Here is a 16,862-nt window from a genome sequence, read left to right as displayed (position 1 = left end):
CGTCACGCTCTGGCTCTGGGATATAAGTATCTAGGATACCTAGTAGTTCTACTACGGCTGGTTGGCCATATTTGCCTTCGTCGCCTTTAAGGGCTTGGGTGGCACTCCCTTTTACGATTGGGGTGTCATCACCTGGGAAGTCGTAGTCGTTAAGAAGTTCACGAACTTCCATTTCAACTAGCTCAAGCAATTCTTCGTCATCAACAAGGTCACATTTGTTCATGAAGACGATGATGTACGGTACGCCAACCTGACGTGAAAGCAGGATGTGCTCACGGGTTTGTGGCATTGGGCCATCAGTTGCAGATACAACTAGGATTGCGCCGTCCATTTGAGCGGCACCGGTGATCATGTTTTTAACATAATCGGCGTGACCTGGGCAATCGACGTGTGCGTAGTGACGGGTTGGGGTGTCATATTCTACGTGTGAGGTGTTGATGGTGATGCCACGTGCTTTTTCTTCTGGTGCTGAGTCAATAGACGCGTAGTCTTTGGCTTCGCCACCAGAGGTGATTGCGGCTACGGTTGCGATAGCGGCGGTTAATGTTGTTTTACCGTGGTCAACGTGTCCGATGGTACCGACGTTGACGTGTGGCTTGCTGCGTTCAAACTTGGCCTTTGCCATGGGTATTTCCTCTTTATTGATGAATCTTTAACAATCAAAGATCGGTAAATAGCTGTTTGACGGCTTATGATGCGTAATAACCATCAAACCGTTGACGCTATGGTTTAGCTACTAAAATGAATGTATTCAAGATGCTTACTAGCTTAATCACATGTTTATATATGGGCATTATACTTGTTTTTCAATCGCTTGCATATTGTGCTAGTTGCTTGCGCGCATTGACAAAACAGCTTTTTATAGATATTGCTAAAAATTAGATTTATAAACCTACTGACAGCACTAAAAGGCAACACCTTAGTGTCACCTTTAAATGATTAACTGCCACACTCTATTTATAATTTTCAATATTTTATAATTCGATATTGCTACAATATTTTGTAATATACATTGTCTTGTCGAAATGTGATGCTTTATCAAAATAGTAAAGCATATAGACAAGGCTTGAACAATAAATGGAGCTCATATTGAGAATTGAACTCAAGACCTCTCCCTTACCAAGGGAGTGCTCTACCGCTGAGCTATATGAGCATGCTTTTAAAAACTACAGTAGCCAACCTATGGGTTGTACTAAAAAAAATATCACGATACAGCTAATAACCGACTGTCGTGATGTTTGATAGTTGCTGCGAAGGTGCATATATGGAGCGGGTGGCGGGAATCGAACCCGCGTCATTAGCTTGGAAGGCTAAGGTGTTACCATTATACCACACCCGCATTTACTCTTATATTATTTGACTTTAATAGTAAGCCATTCAATATAAGGAGTATGCTTGGCGCTAGGACATACTTAAAACAAATATGGTGGTGGGAGAAGGATTCGAACCTTCGAAGCTTTCGCGACAGATTTACAGTCTGTTGGGTTTGACCGCTCCCCAATCCCACCTAGATTGCTTGATATAAATCACTTCAATTGAAAGTAAATTCATAAAAAGCGACTTTGAAAGAGATGGTGCCGACTGCCGGGATCGAACTGGCGACCTACTGATTACAAGTCAGTTGCTCTACCAACTGAGCTAAGTCGGCTTGTTCTCTCAAAGTGGTGGCTATTCTATCAAATATTTTGCTAGACGCAAGCCCTTTTTCATTTTTTTTAGCTTTATTTTCATAAAAGCTGTCAAACACTTGATTGTATTGCTATTTTTTCTAACTTAAATTTGCCGCTATTTTTAAAGCTAAATTGATGAGACATCCTTTAAAGTATAAGCTGCCCGCCTTTATTGCATGGCTTTATAAAAATTGCATAGTTTTTTATGAAATTCATCATTTTTATAAGCGAGCAACTGCTTTATTTCTTCGAGAATGCCGTTTAGTTTATAAAGATAGAACTCTTACATGCTGCCTTTATTAAACAACCATAGCGCGAGGCCAATGATTAAAATAGCAATAAATACCCAGATAAACCAGCCACCACTCGGTTTTTTCTCAGCTTGTCCCGCATTGACAGGATTGTTAAGCGCTTGATCCATGGCATTATTACCTGATGTACCAAGGTCGCGCGGCTGACCCAAATTGGCCGTGCCCGAAAACTGGGCGGTAGCGGCTTGCTTAGCGCGTAGGACGTCAGGATCCGCTTCTTCTTGCAAGGTGGTCGTGGTGGTCTTATCATGCGCTGCCGCATCGGTGTCATATTGAGCTTGACGAACCGCGCTCGGTGCTGGTTTATCGACAACTGGTGTGCTAGTTGAAGTTGATGGTTCATTATTATCAGCTACTGACAATACCTCATCGATTCCAGTTTCTTTGATGACTGGCTCTTTGGCAATAGGTTCGTTGATTATAGGCTCGTTACTTGCAGACTCTTTAATTACAGGCTCTGCAGCAACAGTTTCTTTAACGATGGGTTCTTGAATACTCGTTTCTTCAATTGTTGGCTTTTTATCTGCTGCTTCGCTAACGACTGGCGCTACAACGGCAGATTCGGCCGCGGCTGGTATCGATTCAGTAGACGTAACAGCGTTCGTGCTTAATACTGGCTCATCCGACACAGCTGGAGCAGCTTGTTCATTATCTAAGGTCGCAGCAACGGGCGCACTTACCTGAAAGTCAAAACTTGCAAAGCCTAGCGTATCATTGGCATTAAGGCGCTGAGATTTATTGCCCTCAATCCGCTGCTCATTGATAAAAGTACCGTTCGATGACTCTAAGTCCTTAACGTATAGCTCCCCATTTAACACGCTCAAGACCGCGTGATTGCGCGACACTTGCTTGCTGCCGAGTACCACGTCATTATCGCTACCGCGCCCAACAGACAGGCTGTCACTGACGCTCAAGGTCAGATCGCCTAACGCTTCGGTCAGGGCATTAAGTTGCCAAGTTGCATCCTCTGTCGTCACAGGTGTATGGGCATTTTCTGTATGGTTTGTCATGGTATCACTCCTTATTTTTATAAAATATTCAATGGCTATTTTTATCTAATAACTTTCTATAAATGGCTGTTCTTATACACTTATCTTCATACTGGCTAAAATTATTGTCAGCATTATTTAGCTATAAAGCGAGGTTTTATAATACCGCCAAGCTTGTTGTAAGGAATACTCAGTACAGGCATTCCGTATGCGTAGGGGCCGATAGAATAATGCTGATAACGAATATCAATCCCTTTATCAGTCAAGGTTACGTTCTCACTTAAGGTAAATGGCCAGTTTTTCTCATAGCTTGCCGCATCTTCATCGACCGTTTTCACCCAATCTTTATAAGCATCATAAGCCAAAGCTTTAAAACGAGATTTTTTATTGGGCTGCAGCATATCTGTTAATTGGATTTGTTTTTTGGTTTGCTGGTCAAACACCAAATATTCGCTGTAAGGCATGCCATGAGCGCCACCAGTAAAGACATAAGAGTTTATTTCAAACAGCTCAAAATCATTCACATGACCCAAGTATTCAGGCGTCACCATTAAGTTATAGACGAAAATGCTGTCTTGCGGTAAGTCGGCAAACTGCGCGCTAACAAAACCGTCGATGGCAGCTTTGACCTCGGCTGGGCTACTTTTCTTGGTGATGGGCGCGGACTCCGTTGGCTTACTATTGACCACTAAATTATCAATACGCGCATTGGCAAGCTTATTTATCCAAGCATGATTGGTCTTAAGGTACTTCACTTCAATATCTGGGCAATTATCACGCGCCGTACATTTTTCCTGTATTTTTTTAGGCAATTCATATTCTAAATATTCGCTATGACTAATCAAGCTACCCGCCTGCGCTGATAGGCTTAAAGCCCCAAGTAATAAGCCACTACTTAGCAACGTAACCAGACGTCCCACGCTGTGCTGAGATGGAAATCGTTTAGTAAATCTTGAGTTATTGTTATGAATGTCAGTTGTAGATTTCATATAGACTCTTTCACTTACAAATAAGGTTTATTGATATTCTACCGTAACTATTACGCCGTATTGTAGGCGCACTGTTTGTGTTTTTGAGTACTTAATGTTGAGGCGGGCACTTATATTTGACTGCGACAAAATTTTTCGTAATAAAAAAGACACGATAGCGTGTCTTTTAAAGGTAAGAATAAGAATTCATAAGCTAATTTTAATGCTCGCGCGTATTGCTAAAAGTAATCTCAGGATAGCGGTCTTGCATCAGCTGCAAGTTCACCCGAGATGGCGCAAGATAGGTCAAATAGCCACCACCATCTATTGATAATTGGTCATGGGCTTTTTTCTTAAACTTCGCCAGCGCCACTTCATCATCACAATGAATCCAGCGTACGGTCGCAATCGATACCGGCTCAAAGATACACTGAACTTTGTATTCTTCTTTTAGACGGTGGGCGACCACTTCAAACTGTAGGACACCGACCGCGCCCAAGATTAAATCGTTATTAATCTGCGGCATAAAGACCTGCGTTGCGCCCTCTTCGCTTAACTGCTGCAAACCTTTTTGCAGCGCTTTTGATTTAAGCGGGTCTTTTAGCACCACACGGCGGAACAGTTCAGGAGCAAAGTGCGGAATACCAGTAAAGTTTAATTCTTCGCCTTCGGTAAAGCTGTCACCGATAGAAATCGTCCCGTGGTTGTGCAAGCCAATGATATCACCCGGGTAGGCCTCTTCTAACGCTTCACGGTCGCCTGCTAAAAAGGTCAGCGCATCGGCAATACGCACGTCTTTACCCAAGCGCACGTGCTTCATTTTCATGCCTTTTTCGTACTTGCCAGAGCACACGCGTAAGAAGGCAATACGGTCACGGTGACGCGGATCCATATTGGCCTGAATTTTAAACACGAAACCGCTAAATTCGGTTTCGGTTGCGGCCACTTCGCGCTCATTGGTCGGATGCGATTTTGGCGGCGGCGCATATTTAATCAAGGTATCAAGTACCATGTTGACGCCAAAGTTACCCAGTGCCGTCCCGAACAATACAGGCGTCATCTCACCTTTTAAAAACGCCTCGACATCAAAGTCTTCGAGCGCCATTTGTACCAGCTCAAGCGACTCTTCAAAAGAATCAAACATCAGCTTGCCCAAACGCTCACGGATATCAGGATAATCATAACCTTCGCGCGTTTCAGAGACCGTCATCTCACCGCCATGACCTTTTTCATATAGGTAAGTTTTGTTTTCGGTTAAATGATAAACACCAACGAAATCTTGCCCCATACCAATCGGCCACGTGACTGGAATACATTTAATCTTTAATACCGCTTCGATTTCACTGAGTAGCTCAAGCGGCTCGCGAATCTGACGGTCAAGTTTATTAACAAATGAAATGATGGGCGTATCACGCATTCGGCAAACTTCCATCAGCTTGATGGTCCGCTCTTCGACACCTTTTGCGCCATCGACCATCATCAGCGCACTGTCTACCGCGGTCAGAGTACGATACGTATCTTCACTAAAGTCGGCATGACCCGGGGTGTCTAGCAGGTTGACCATATGGTCTTTATAAGGAAACTGCATGACCGAGGTGGTAATCGAGATACCGCGCTCCTGCTCCATACTCATCCAATCAGATGTCGCATGACGGTCAGTTTTGCGGCCTTTTACTTCACCAACCACCTGAATCGCCTGCCCCCATAGCAGCAGCTTTTCGGTCATGGTGGTCTTACCCGCATCGGGATGCGAGATAATGGCAAAGGTGCGGCGTTTGGCGACTTCTTTGCTTAATTTCTTTGGATCTACGCTCATAATTTCGGCTTCAACGGTTGTGTGATTTAGAAATCACGCTAAACAAATAAGATAAATAATGGGCGTATTGTAGCGGATTTAGCGTTTGCTTGCAGAATTAGCGCATAAAAAAACACTCTCTAATGAACAAATAGAGAGTGATGATATTTTTTATCCTTAGGTATTTCTAAACGTTAATAGTAGCGCTTGATTTCTCTTTCTAAAAAGTCAGCGGCGACATCATTGACAATCGTGCAATCGACCACACCGCGAAAGCTGTTGGTATTTGGATTGCTACTACCTTTGGCCACATAATCCGCTTCATAAATATCTTTACTATATTCAACCCCGTTATACTGATAAGCCGGTTGGTCTTTATATTCAAAAAACATCACTTGCGCCGCTTTTTGCTTATTATTGATACCAACGCCAAACCTTGAGGTACTATAATCTCTATCATCATTAAAACGTGCTTCGGCTGCCGCAACCCATTTATCAAGCGACGAGTATCCTGTGTTGTCTTTTTCGTTAAAGGCTAAAAATGCGCGCTCGCTGCTGACAACGGGAATATAGCAAACCGAGCCTGCTGGAAAGGCTAAATTGGTTGGCAGCTTAGAATAGTGATTTAAGGCCGTCATAATGCCGCGACTGTCGCTTAACGTAACGCCTGCATTATAACTATCCGCTTTCACATCTGATAAATCTAAGGTTTTATAAGTGGTTTGATAATTGAACTTGTTATTGCTGTTTTTTTCATAAATAGGTCGTTTGACCGTGCGCCCACTGACTTCAATATTTTTGTGTTCCAATCGTCCTTCGAACTTATCGGCTAGTACCGTTTTGTCTAAAGTATTTAAACTTTGATTGCTGTAGTTATTGACAAGATTTCTGGTTTTAATCTCATAATTACCGGTACGATAGGTTTCATCGATGCGCGCAATCGCAGTCGCATTGGCTTTACTGTCATAGCTATCAGCAAATCTCGTTAGCGTTATATTATTACTACTGCCTACGCCAAAAAACACGTCCTCTTCTTCGCAGCCGCTGAGCGCAAGTGCCATTAGAGAGACGATACTTGGTAATAAAATCCATTTATTTAGCGAGGCATTCATTAAACAATGTCCTTATGATTAGACGCTTTTTAGCTACTTTGGTTACTGTAATATGTTAGTAAAATACTTTTTGTGATTAGTTTACATTAATAGTATCGTTATTTATATATCAAAATCCTGCTATTGTGGTTTTAGAGAACTCCGATTAGACATTTTAGCAAGTTACCATTTCTAAACTTGCGCGATACGTTCAGCGTTACCCACTGTGCTAATCTAAGGAGTTACTATGTAAAATCGCCTTTTAAGGAAGGTCACATAGTAGATAGATCATTTAATTATAAAAATCAACAACAAAGGATGTGTTATGAAAACATTGTATTCTACACAAGCTACCGTTACTGGCGGCCGTACTGGTAATGCGAGTCTAAAAGATAGTGATTTGACCATTAACATGGTCGCACCGGGTTCTGGTAAAGACGGTAACAATCCAGAGCAGTTATTTGCTATGGGTTATGCTGCTTGTTTTGATGGCGCACTGGCAGCGGTCAAAGGCGAAGAAAAAGCAAAATTTGACTCGACTACCGAAGTATCAGTAGATTTAATGAAAGGCGAAGGTTTAGACTTTAAATTGGCAGCAAAAATCCATGTAATCGGTGAAAATACAGAACTATCGGCCGATGAATTTCAAAAACTGGTCGAAAAAGCCAATAAAGTCTGCCCATATTCGAAAGCCACCCATGGCAATATCGATAGTGAAGTGACGTCAGAAGTAAAATAACTCTTAGAAAAAATATTAATTAGTCAGAAGAAAACTGATAAAAGAACTCAGCTGGTCTGGGTTCTTTTTTTATTGGCTATCCTTTTGGTCGTACACATCTTAACTCTTAAGCCATTCGGCACGCGACGCTTTTATCGTTATAATGGGTTATCTTTTTTCTCATTTTTGATTATATCTAATAAATAATAAGTGACTTTCTATGACCGACAACGATCACAACTCGCACTCGCCCATTAATCCCAATACGCTACCAAACTTTGCCACCATGCCCAATGTGGCAACGATGGATACCAGCCATGTCAATAAAGAGCAGCCACCCTTTATCTTGGTCGACGGCTCTTATTATTTATTTCGCACCTATCATGCCTTGCCAAAGACTATGCAAAACTCTCAAGGGCTGGTCACTAACGCCATACGTGGGACGTTAAATGCGTTATTAAAACTCATGCGCCGTTATCATCCAACCCATATGGCGGTTTGTTTTGATACCAAATCACCGACTTTTCGTCATGCCATGTCAGAAGAATATAAAGCCAATCGACCAAAAATGGATGTGGAGCTTGCCGAACAAATTCCTTATATTCATAGTTTGGTGGTGGCGCTAGGGATTCCATTATTACGTATCGAAGGCGCGGAAGCCGACGATATTATTGGCACTCTAGCCCATCGCGCCGTTGCCGAAGGTCATCATGTGGTTATCTCGACCGGTGATAAAGATATGATGCAGCTGATTAATGACTGCGTGATATTAGAAGACAGCTTTACCGGTAAAGTCACTGATAGCGCAGGCGTAGTGGAAAAATTTGGCATTAATCCTAATCAAATGATTGACTTTTTAACGCTGATGGGCGACTCCTCTGATGGTATCAAAGGCGTACCCGGTATCGGTAAAAAAACCGCCAAAGACTTGCTTAACGAATACGGCAACATTGATAACATGCTCAAAAACGTCGCCAATATCAAAGGACGCGCTGGCAAAAATCTGGTCGAATATGCCGACGACATTCCCTTTAATGCGCAATTAGCAACCATCGTCACTGATTTAGAAATTGGTCAAGATTGGCGAGATTTAAAAATCAATACCGACCCGTGCGCTCATATCGATGAGCTACGCGCGCTCTATAGCGAGCTTGAATTTAGAAATGAGTTGGCATCACTCGACCATCCCAATCATCCAGCCAATGCTAATGGGAATGGCGCGCAAAGCGTTGCCGGCAGTCAAGCAGATGCCGAATCGCAAGCACAAATCGCCAAATCTCTACAATCAAGTATTATCGATAATATCAAAGACAGTAAAACTCATGATAAAGCGTGGCACACGGTTTTAGATGAACCTGCTTTTGATAGCTTGGTTACATTATTAGAATCTGCACCGCATTTTGTCATTGATACCGAAACCACCAGCGTTTATTGGCGTCAGGCTGAATTGGTTGGCTTGTCTTTTGCGGTAAAAGCCCATGAAGCTTATTATGTGCCATTAACTCATAGTCTAGAAGGCGATGAGCTGACTACCAAACAGCTTGACCGCAATATGGTTTTGACGCGCTTAAAACCCATCTTAGAAAATCCAAACATTGGTAAAATCGGTCAACATTTAAAATATGATGCCCATATTCTTAGCTTTTATGATATCGATCTATTAGGCAGTATTCATGCCAAACCTAATAACTGGGCGATGGATACCATGCTTGCCAGCTATGTGATTAACGCAGCCGCTACTCGCCACGGTATGGATGATTTGGCGCGCCATTATTTGCATACGCAGACTATCAGCTTTGAAGACGTTGCTGGTAAAGGCGCAAAGCAAGTGTGTTTTGACCAAGTTGCCATTGATTTGGCCAGTGATTATGCCTGTGAAGATGCCGACATTACCTATCAGCTGTTCGACTTATTTAGCGAAAAACTGGCGGCAGATGAAAACAATGCCAAGCTGCTACACGAGTTAGAGATTCCAACGGCTGAGATACTCTGTCAAATGGAAGCAAATGGCATTTTAATCAAGCGCCCATTCTTAAACGAGCTATCGCAACGTTTCGACGAAGAAATCATTGCGCTAGAAAAACGCGCTTATGAAGTCGCTGGTGAAGCATTTAATCTTGGCTCACCAAAACAGCTCGGTGAGATGCTGTTTGAAAAGCTAGGCGTTGCGGGCGGTAAAAAAACCAAGTCAGGTCAATACTCAACTGGCGAAGCGGTATTGTCAAAGATTGACCACCCGTTGGTAGAAATTGTCCTTGAATATCGCGGCTTATCAAAGCTTAAAAGCACCTATACCGATGCACTCGATAATGTCGCAGATAGCGAGACTGACCGCGTGCATACCAGCTACCATCAAGCATTGACCAGCACCGGACGCTTATCTTCAACCGATCCTAACTTACAAAACATTCCTATTCGTACCGCGACCGGTCGTCTGATTCGCCAAGCGTTTATTGCCCCAGAAGGTCGAGTGATTTTAGCCGCGGATTACTCACAAATTGAGCTACGTCTGATGGCGCATTTTTCAGGCGATGAAAACTTAACCCGCGCCTTTAATGAAGGCTTAGATATTCACACGGCAACGGCTGCTGAAGTCTTAGGCAAAGCCGTTGAAGCGGTCAGCGCCACTGAGCGCCGCAATGCCAAAGCCATTAACTTTGGTCTGCTCTATGGTATGAGTGCCTTTGGACTGGCTAAGCAGCTACAGATGAGCCGCGGCGAGGCGCAAGATTATATCGATATGTACTTTGAGCGTTATCCAAGCGTCAAAGACTATATGATTAATACCCGTGCCAGCGCTTATGAAAAAGGTTATGTTGAGACAATATTAGGCCGTAAGCTTTATACTCCTGATATCAATCATAGCAATCGTATGGTCAAGCAAGGCGCTGAACGGGCGGCGATTAACGCCCCACTGCAAGGCTCAGCGGCGGATTTAATCAAGCTTGCGATGATAGCGGTCGATAAAGTCTTGCCAAAAGAGCACGTAAAAATGCTGCTGCAAGTCCATGATGAACTGGTGTTCGAAGTCGATAGCGATAAGGTCGATAGTATTCGTCAGCTGATTACCGACGCCATGCAAGATGTGTTGACCACAACGGCTGTTGCAAAAGGCTGGAATGTGGACTTTGCCGTACCGTTATTGGTTGAAACCGATATTGGTAGTAATTGGGACGAAGCGCATTAATGACTTAAATAAAAGAAAAGTTTAAACGATAGCGTTTATAAATGCTAATAGCCGTAAGCTTTCCTTCGCAGTATAATAAGTCTACGTCAGATGGTTTTTTACCGCTTGGTTTTTACCTGTTAATGCTTTAAATATTGGTTTTTACGCGGTAATTTACGATATAAAGTGAGCCTTCGCGCTCGCTTTTTTGTTTTTAAAGCTAGGAGCGTTCCATTTTACATTCAGATAGCATCATCGAAATCCCTGGTAATATTATCCTGTTAGTCTGTATGCTACGTTGCACGCAGTATGTGATACAAAGCCGCAGCAAACCAAGCAGCTACTTTTGGCTAGCCTCTGTGTTAGTGTTCTTTGAAGTGATTCGTCGTGAATTAAACTACTTACCAGAGCTCTTTATTCCTAGTGATTTCTCACTCCTTACCCATTCTTATGATTGGTGGGAAGATAACGTACTCGCCATTATTTTGCTTGTCATTATTGGCTTGCTGGCCTATTCACGGCGTTACCTTTGGGCGGTATTAAAAGATATTAATATCAGCCTGTATATTGCAGTCGCTGTATTAGCGGTCTTACAATATATGGGCGAAAATGCCATTGTTATCCCCGAAAGTATTGGAGAAATGGTCGAAGAGGTTTCAGAGACGATTATTTATACGATTGCCTTGATTTACTTGTGGCGGTTTAAACTTGGCGATTTTGAAAATTATTTTTTACATCAACCAAATCAACACCAACCTTGCAATGCCAATTACTAGGTTAATTGTTCTAAGTTAACTGTCTAAAACATTTTTTAGAAAAATAGTTAACGCTAAAACCTTTTTATGGCTGCCCACTTAACTCGTAATGGCAGCCGTTTTTTATCTCTCCTTACATTTTTTGCACATCCTGTGACACCTCATCACTATTAGTTGCGATTATAACGCGGCAAACTGATAAGCATAATTTTGATAATTATAAACAACCCGTTTAATCGTAATTATAACTATAATGAGGACACAACCATGGACAATTCAAAAACCCCATTACCAGAAGAAATGGACCATATCGAAGGCGATAGCAGCATTGATGATAATGAAGACGGTAGCCAAGAGATTGATTTAAACAATCCTATGCTGCACACCTTTGATGACGACGATGTCATCGACAATAGCGCAGGATTTAATAATTCTGAAGTCGGTACGGACGCCACCCAAGGACTGACACCGATACATCGCCAAAATATCGATGAAGCTCGGATTGATGAGGTGTTGGTCGAAGACAATCTAGACGATAAAGATTATCCTGACATCGTCGATATTGCTGACAGAGATGCGGCTAAAGTTTCTAATGATGACAATTTTTAGACATTACACCTGAATAAAACAGCAAATAATTTAGAAAAAAATACCGAACATTATGTCCGGTATTTTTTTGATTTAAGAAAACTATTAAACCCAGCCATCGAGTGTATCAGCCCAGCCTTTAACCAACGGCAAACTGAGTGCTTCAAGCAAATCAATATGCGCCTCATCAAGGTTCAACGCTGGAATATAATGATACTCTTGCCCGCCTGCATTTAAGAAATTATCACGGTTTTCGATTGCCAATTCTTCCAGTGTTTCTAAGCAGTCCGCAGAGAATGCCGGACTAATCACTTGTACCGAACGCACCCCAGATTTGCCCCAATCTTCTAATACCACATCGGTATACGGCTTGACCCATTCTTGCTTACCAAAGCGTGACTGAAAGCTGATAATCCACTCGTCATCTTGTAGACCAAGTTCGTGCGCCACTTGCGCGGCGGTACATTTGCAGCGTCTTGGGTACGGATCGCCTTTATCGGCATAAGGCTGCGGAATCCCGTGAAAGCTAAACATCAACTTTTCAGGCTTGCCATGCTCGGCTTGAAAGCGGCGAATCGAGTTAGCCAATGCTTGAATATACAGCGGATGCGCAAAGTAATCTTTGACAATGCTATAGTTTGGCAAGTTGCGTTGCTTGAGCGTCCATTTGGTCAAGGCATCATAGACGGCACCGCCAGACGAGGCAGAATACTGCGGAAATAATGGCAAGATAACAAAATGGTCAACGCCCTCGCTTTTTAGTGTATCCATCACGTCAGGCAAACCCGGATTGCCATAGCTCATCGCTGCATGTACAGAAACACGAAATGGCGCCACGCTATTTGCCAAGCGCGGCTCGAGCAGCTCAACTTGGCTGTTTAATATTTTGCGAATGGGCGAATCGCCTTCCCAAATACTGGCATAGGCTTTTGCTACACGTTTTGGGCGACTTGGTAGGACAAACAGATTTAGGATAATCGCCCATAAGAATTTAGGGATTTCAATCACGCGCGGGTCGGACAAAAACTGTTTTAGATAACGACGGACGGCGGGCGCGGTCGGCTCATCTGGCGTACCTAGGTTGACTAGTAAAACGGCAATACGGGGCGGCAATTGAGGTTTCATAAGGGCATTATCTATTCTTGGATTATGTTATTGTGAAGTTATAGACTTTGATCAGCTAAAAAGTATTTCAAAATTCATATTTTTTAGCCATTTATTTAGCAATAGTACTATTAAGCTTTAATTAACCACACTTGGCAATTATCAAAATATACTAAGCAGACGATAGTCAATCACATACCAAATTATGGTTAAATAAAAAGGCTGATACTTATCATCAGTGTAGCATTTTATCCACCAAAAACGCAGGGCGAAACGCTTGATATTTAGAATTGCCATACCGTTAATACCCCAGCTACTGATACTTTGCTTGAAAGACTGCCTATCAAGGTTGTACTCCTAGGCGCATCGCCATACAATAGACAAGCTTATAATAAGAAATTAGTTAGACCCATTCCATTATTGTCACCTTTCTAGGTTTATTTTATTTATAACCGTTTTTTATCCATGACCATTGTTTTATCCATAACTGTAACTGTTGTTTTGTGAGGTAGCTTTGAGCGCACGTTCTGATAGTACCAGTGAGCATTCCACCAATCATTCTTCTAATACGACCGATTCTATCGATTTGGTAGGCTCAGTTGGCATCGTCACGCCGCAGACTTTTCATTTCGCTGAGCCATTGACCTTGGAGTGCAATCGCACCCTGCCCGCCTTCGATTTAATCTTTGAAACTTATGGCACGCTCAATAGCGACAAATCAAACGCCATTTTGATTTGTCATGCCTTATCAGGTAGCCATCATGCGGCAGGCTTCCATAGTGACGACGATAAAAAAGCGGGCTGGTGGGACAATATGATTGGCCCTAATAAAGCCATCGATACCAATCAGTTTTTTGTGGTTTGCGTCAATAATATCGGCAGCTGCTTTGGCTCTACCGGTCCAACGACTATCAATCCAGATAGTCTAAGCGATGAAGGTGAAGCGCAGGTTTATGGCCCTGACTTCCCCCTTGTCACCATTAAAGATTGGGTAAAAACCCAAGCCATGCTCTCAGACCGCTTGGGTATTGAGGTTTGGCATGCCATTGTCGGTGGCTCAATGGGCGGCATGCAAGCCATGCAATGGTCGGTCGATTATCCAGAGCGCTTAAAACGCTGCGTGGTCATAGCCAGTACGCCAAAGCTTTCTGCGCAAAACATTGCCTTTAATGAAGTCGCGCGCCAGTCGATATTATCCGACCCTGATTTTAAAGACGGACGCTATTTGCATGCGGGTACTTATCCTCGGCGTGGGCTGATTCTTGCACGCATGGTCGGTCATATCACCTACTTGACCGATGATGCGATGAAAGCGAAATTTGGCCGTGATTTAAAATCTGGCAAGTTTATGTATGGCTACGATGTCGAGTTTCAGGTCGAGAGCTATTTGCGCTATCAAGGCGAACGCTTTAGCGAAAACTTCGATGCCAATACTTATCTGCTGATGACCAAAGCGTTAGATTATTTTGACCCAACGCGAGATTATCCGGCAGCAGCAGGCTCATCGATACAATCCTCGGCAGAGCTAGAAACCTCCCTCGCCGCAGCAGTAAAAGTTGATTCTACCGAAAATGAGCTTGAGGAAACGGTAAACAGTAGCGCGGATATTGCTACTGCTGACAACGCTGATAACGTCAATGTAGCCAATGCAAAAGAGCTGAACGCCCTAAAAGCTGCCTTTGCTCATACGCAGTGTCAGTATTTGGTGGTGTCATTTACCACCGACTGGCGTTTTGCGCCTGAGCGCTCACAAGAGATTGTCGATGCGCTGATGGCAACTGGCAAACCAGTCAGCTATATCAATGTCGACGCCCCGCACGGTCATGATTCGTTTTTATTTGATATTCCACGTTATATGGGTGCTGTTAAAGGCTTTTTGACTGCACCATTTATTGCCAATCGCTTGAAAGCCAAAGGAGCACGCTCATGAGAATGGATCATCAATTGGCTGAGCGTTGGATAGCGCCGCACTCGCATGTGCTGGATTTAGGCTGCGGTAATGGCGAGCTGCTCGCGCATTTACAGCAAAATCTAGGCGTCACCGGTTACGGACTTGAGATTGACGAAGATAAAATCAATGAAGCCATCACTAGAGGCTTATCTATCGTCGAGCAAGATCTCAATGATGGCTTAAGTCGTTTTGCCGATAATAGCTTCGATACCGTGGTTATGGCGCGCGCCCTGCAAGCGGTAAAAGCGCCTGATATATTGCTGCTCGATATGCTACGCGTTGCCCGTGAAGCCGTGATTACCTTTCCTAACTTTGCCCATTGGCAAAACCGCCTGCATTTGGGCTTAAAGGGTCTGATGCCAGTTTCAGAAGCCCTGCCTTATGAGTGGTATAACACTCCAAACATTCACTTGTGTACTTTTAAAGACTTTGAACAGCTGTGCGCGCAGCATGATATTCATATCATTAATCGCTTTGCGGTCAGTGATTCTGAAAAAGGGCATACGCCGCTGATGACCGCATTAATTAGGCAAGCGCCCAATCTGCTCGCAGACGTCGCTATTTATCGGGTCACCAAACAAAAACCTGCTTAATAGTGAAGTTTATACGCTTATTATTAACGAAAATTTAAGTAAAAAGGTAATAATGTTAACCTTAATAGAATGTTAATTTATTCTTACGCTTAAGTAACTCTATGATTTTATTGAGGACCGCGAGGTATAAGTAGGCATTAAATCGTGTAATTAGTATTTGAGTTTCGTAAGTTTGGGTGTTAAGCTAGCGAAATAGTGTCAGTCATACCCCATATACGACCGTTTATCGGATTTTTTAACCGTCTATCGGCTCGATTCGAGGTAACGACCATTAAATCTATAAATGTTATTGCTAATGATTAGGTAAGAAGGTAGCGCAAAATTTCACCTAATTGTTATCGCCGCCTAACTGTCTCAAGCGAGACCATTTTAGCGGTGCAACTTTTTCTTTTGCTTATTAACTGCCTAATTTTGGAGCTGCTATGAAATTATTAAAAGCTGCGTTGTTTACTGCCTTGTTTTCTTGTGCGGGCCTTGCCAACGCTGAGTTAATATCAAACGTGCCACTTGATACCTCACGTTTCGAGCTAATGCCTATCAGTGAGCTGTCTGCCAGCGCTGCCCAAGGTAATAACCACGCCCAGTTTTACTTAGCCAAGCGTTTGCAAAAAGGTGAAGGCGTCGCCCAAAACACCCAGCAAGCTATCCAGTGGTATACCAAGGCCGCTCAGCAAGGCGTTGCCCCTGCTCAGTTGAATCTTGCCATCATGTACTTGCGCGGTGAAGGCGTTCAACCTAACTTGCAACAAGCGCGTCTATGGTTAGAAAAAGCCGCGATGCGTGGCGATAACCGTGCCAGCTATACGCTTGCCCTGCTCGATGAAAAGCAAAAAAATCTGGTCGATGCTTATAAATGGTATGACTTAGCTGCTCGTGATGGCATGCTGGATGAAAAAGTCCGCAATAAAGCACGCGGTAAAATCGGTCAATTGGCATTGAACTTATCAAGTGCTGATATCGCTAGCGCGCGTAGCAAAGCCGATACTTGGTTCCAAAGTAAGTAAACTCTAATTTAGACTTTACACAGTAAATATAAAAAAGCTCAGTATCATACTGGGCTTTTTTATTTGCCATTTTTATGATCTGTCATATTTCGATGAAATTATAGGAGGATAAAACCTCCAAAACCTTTTTAAAATTTGTTAAACTACGCCCGCATTAGC

General features: G+C 43.1%; 12 protein-coding genes, 4 tRNA genes and 1 pseudogene. 7 read left to right on the top strand and 10 right to left on the bottom strand.

Going from position 1 to position 16,862, the window contains the following annotated elements; genetic code table 11:
• The 9 genes from B3R91_RS11385 to B3R91_RS11345 all read right to left on the bottom strand — a co-directional run.
• The coding region (locus B3R91_RS11385; protein ID WP_286797709.1) for a GTP-binding protein at positions 1-625 on the bottom strand (625 nt) is incomplete at its 3' end.
• A 453-nt stretch (positions 626-1,078) separates the two neighbouring features.
• A tRNA-Thr gene (locus B3R91_RS11380) sits at positions 1,079-1,153 on the bottom strand.
• A 112-nt stretch (positions 1,154-1,265) separates the two neighbouring features.
• Positions 1,266-1,339 (bottom strand) — tRNA-Gly (locus B3R91_RS11375).
• Positions 1,340-1,424: 85 nt separating this feature from the next.
• Positions 1,425-1,508: transfer RNA gene (locus B3R91_RS11370), tRNA-Tyr, on the bottom strand.
• Between the two features lie 64 nt (positions 1,509-1,572).
• Positions 1,573-1,648, bottom strand: a tRNA-Thr gene (locus B3R91_RS11365).
• 305 nt (positions 1,649-1,953) lie between these two features.
• Entirely contained in the window at positions 1,954-2,991 is a 1,038-nt protein-coding gene (locus tag B3R91_RS11360) for an FHA domain-containing protein (protein WP_286797708.1), read from the bottom strand.
• A 113-nt stretch (positions 2,992-3,104) separates the two neighbouring features.
• Positions 3,105-3,959 carry an RsiV family protein gene (locus B3R91_RS11355; protein WP_286797707.1) on the bottom strand — a complete coding sequence of 285 codons (855 nt, stop codon included), beginning with the start codon at positions 3,957-3,959 and terminating at the stop codon, positions 3,105-3,107.
• Between the two features lie 199 nt (positions 3,960-4,158).
• Positions 4,159-5,754 (bottom strand): peptide chain release factor 3, encoded by a 1,596-nt coding sequence (locus tag B3R91_RS11350; protein WP_286797706.1) that lies wholly within the window; start codon positions 5,752-5,754, stop codon positions 4,159-4,161.
• Between the two features lie 173 nt (positions 5,755-5,927).
• A complete protein-coding gene (locus B3R91_RS11345) occupies positions 5,928-6,845 on the bottom strand; it encodes a hypothetical protein (protein ID WP_191691082.1) in 918 nt (305 codons plus the stop codon).
• A 304-nt stretch (positions 6,846-7,149) separates the two neighbouring features.
• Here B3R91_RS11345 and B3R91_RS11340 point away from each other — a divergent pair, with 304 nt between their 5' ends.
• The 4 genes from B3R91_RS11340 (at position 7,150) to B3R91_RS11325 (ending at position 12,072) form a co-directional block, all read left to right on the top strand.
• Positions 7,150-7,563: an organic hydroperoxide resistance protein gene (locus tag B3R91_RS11340; protein ID WP_144298045.1), complete on the top strand. Its 414-nt coding sequence runs from the start codon at positions 7,150-7,152 to the stop codon at positions 7,561-7,563.
• Between the two features lie 199 nt (positions 7,564-7,762).
• The gene (polA, locus tag B3R91_RS11335; RefSeq protein ID WP_286797703.1) at positions 7,763-10,729 is read left to right on the top strand and encodes a DNA polymerase I; all 2,967 of its coding nucleotides are present in this window, start codon (positions 7,763-7,765) and stop codon (positions 10,727-10,729) included.
• A 269-nt stretch (positions 10,730-10,998) separates the two neighbouring features.
• Positions 10,999-11,484: a hypothetical protein gene (locus tag B3R91_RS11330; RefSeq protein WP_286797702.1), complete on the top strand. Its 486-nt coding sequence runs from the start codon at positions 10,999-11,001 to the stop codon at positions 11,482-11,484.
• A 246-nt stretch (positions 11,485-11,730) separates the two neighbouring features.
• Complete coding sequence (locus tag B3R91_RS11325) at positions 11,731-12,072, top strand: hypothetical protein (protein WP_068404012.1); 342 nt, start codon at positions 11,731-11,733, stop codon at positions 12,070-12,072.
• Positions 12,073-12,156: 84 nt separating this feature from the next.
• Here B3R91_RS11325 and hemH read toward each other — a convergent pair whose 3' ends face one another.
• Positions 12,157-13,176 (bottom strand): ferrochelatase, encoded by a 1,020-nt coding sequence (gene hemH, locus B3R91_RS11320; RefSeq protein ID WP_286797701.1) that lies wholly within the window; start codon positions 13,174-13,176, stop codon positions 12,157-12,159.
• Between the two features lie 559 nt (positions 13,177-13,735).
• On the opposite strand from hemH, the pseudogene metX reads away from it, so the two are divergent.
• The 3 genes and pseudogenes from metX to B3R91_RS11305 all read left to right on the top strand — a co-directional run.
• Positions 13,736-15,055: pseudogene (gene metX / locus B3R91_RS11315) on the top strand (homoserine O-acetyltransferase MetX); the annotation flags it as partial.
• A 26-nt stretch (positions 15,056-15,081) separates the two neighbouring features.
• Positions 15,082-15,699 carry a methionine biosynthesis protein MetW gene (gene metW / locus B3R91_RS11310; protein ID WP_286797699.1) on the top strand — a complete coding sequence of 206 codons (618 nt, stop codon included), beginning with the start codon at positions 15,082-15,084 and terminating at the stop codon, positions 15,697-15,699.
• Positions 15,700-16,121: 422 nt separating this feature from the next.
• Complete coding sequence (locus B3R91_RS11305; protein ID WP_068404007.1) at positions 16,122-16,703, top strand: tetratricopeptide repeat protein; 582 nt, start codon at positions 16,122-16,124, stop codon at positions 16,701-16,703.
• The last annotated feature ends 159 nt before the right edge of the window (positions 16,704-16,862 follow it).

Source organism: Psychrobacter sp. UBA6291 (assembly GCF_002439405.1).
Classification (GTDB): Bacteria; Pseudomonadota; Gammaproteobacteria; order Pseudomonadales; family Moraxellaceae; genus Psychrobacter; species Psychrobacter faecalis.
The sequence above is the reverse complement of the archived record's forward strand: the minus strand, read 5'-3'. Positions and strand labels throughout refer to the sequence as shown.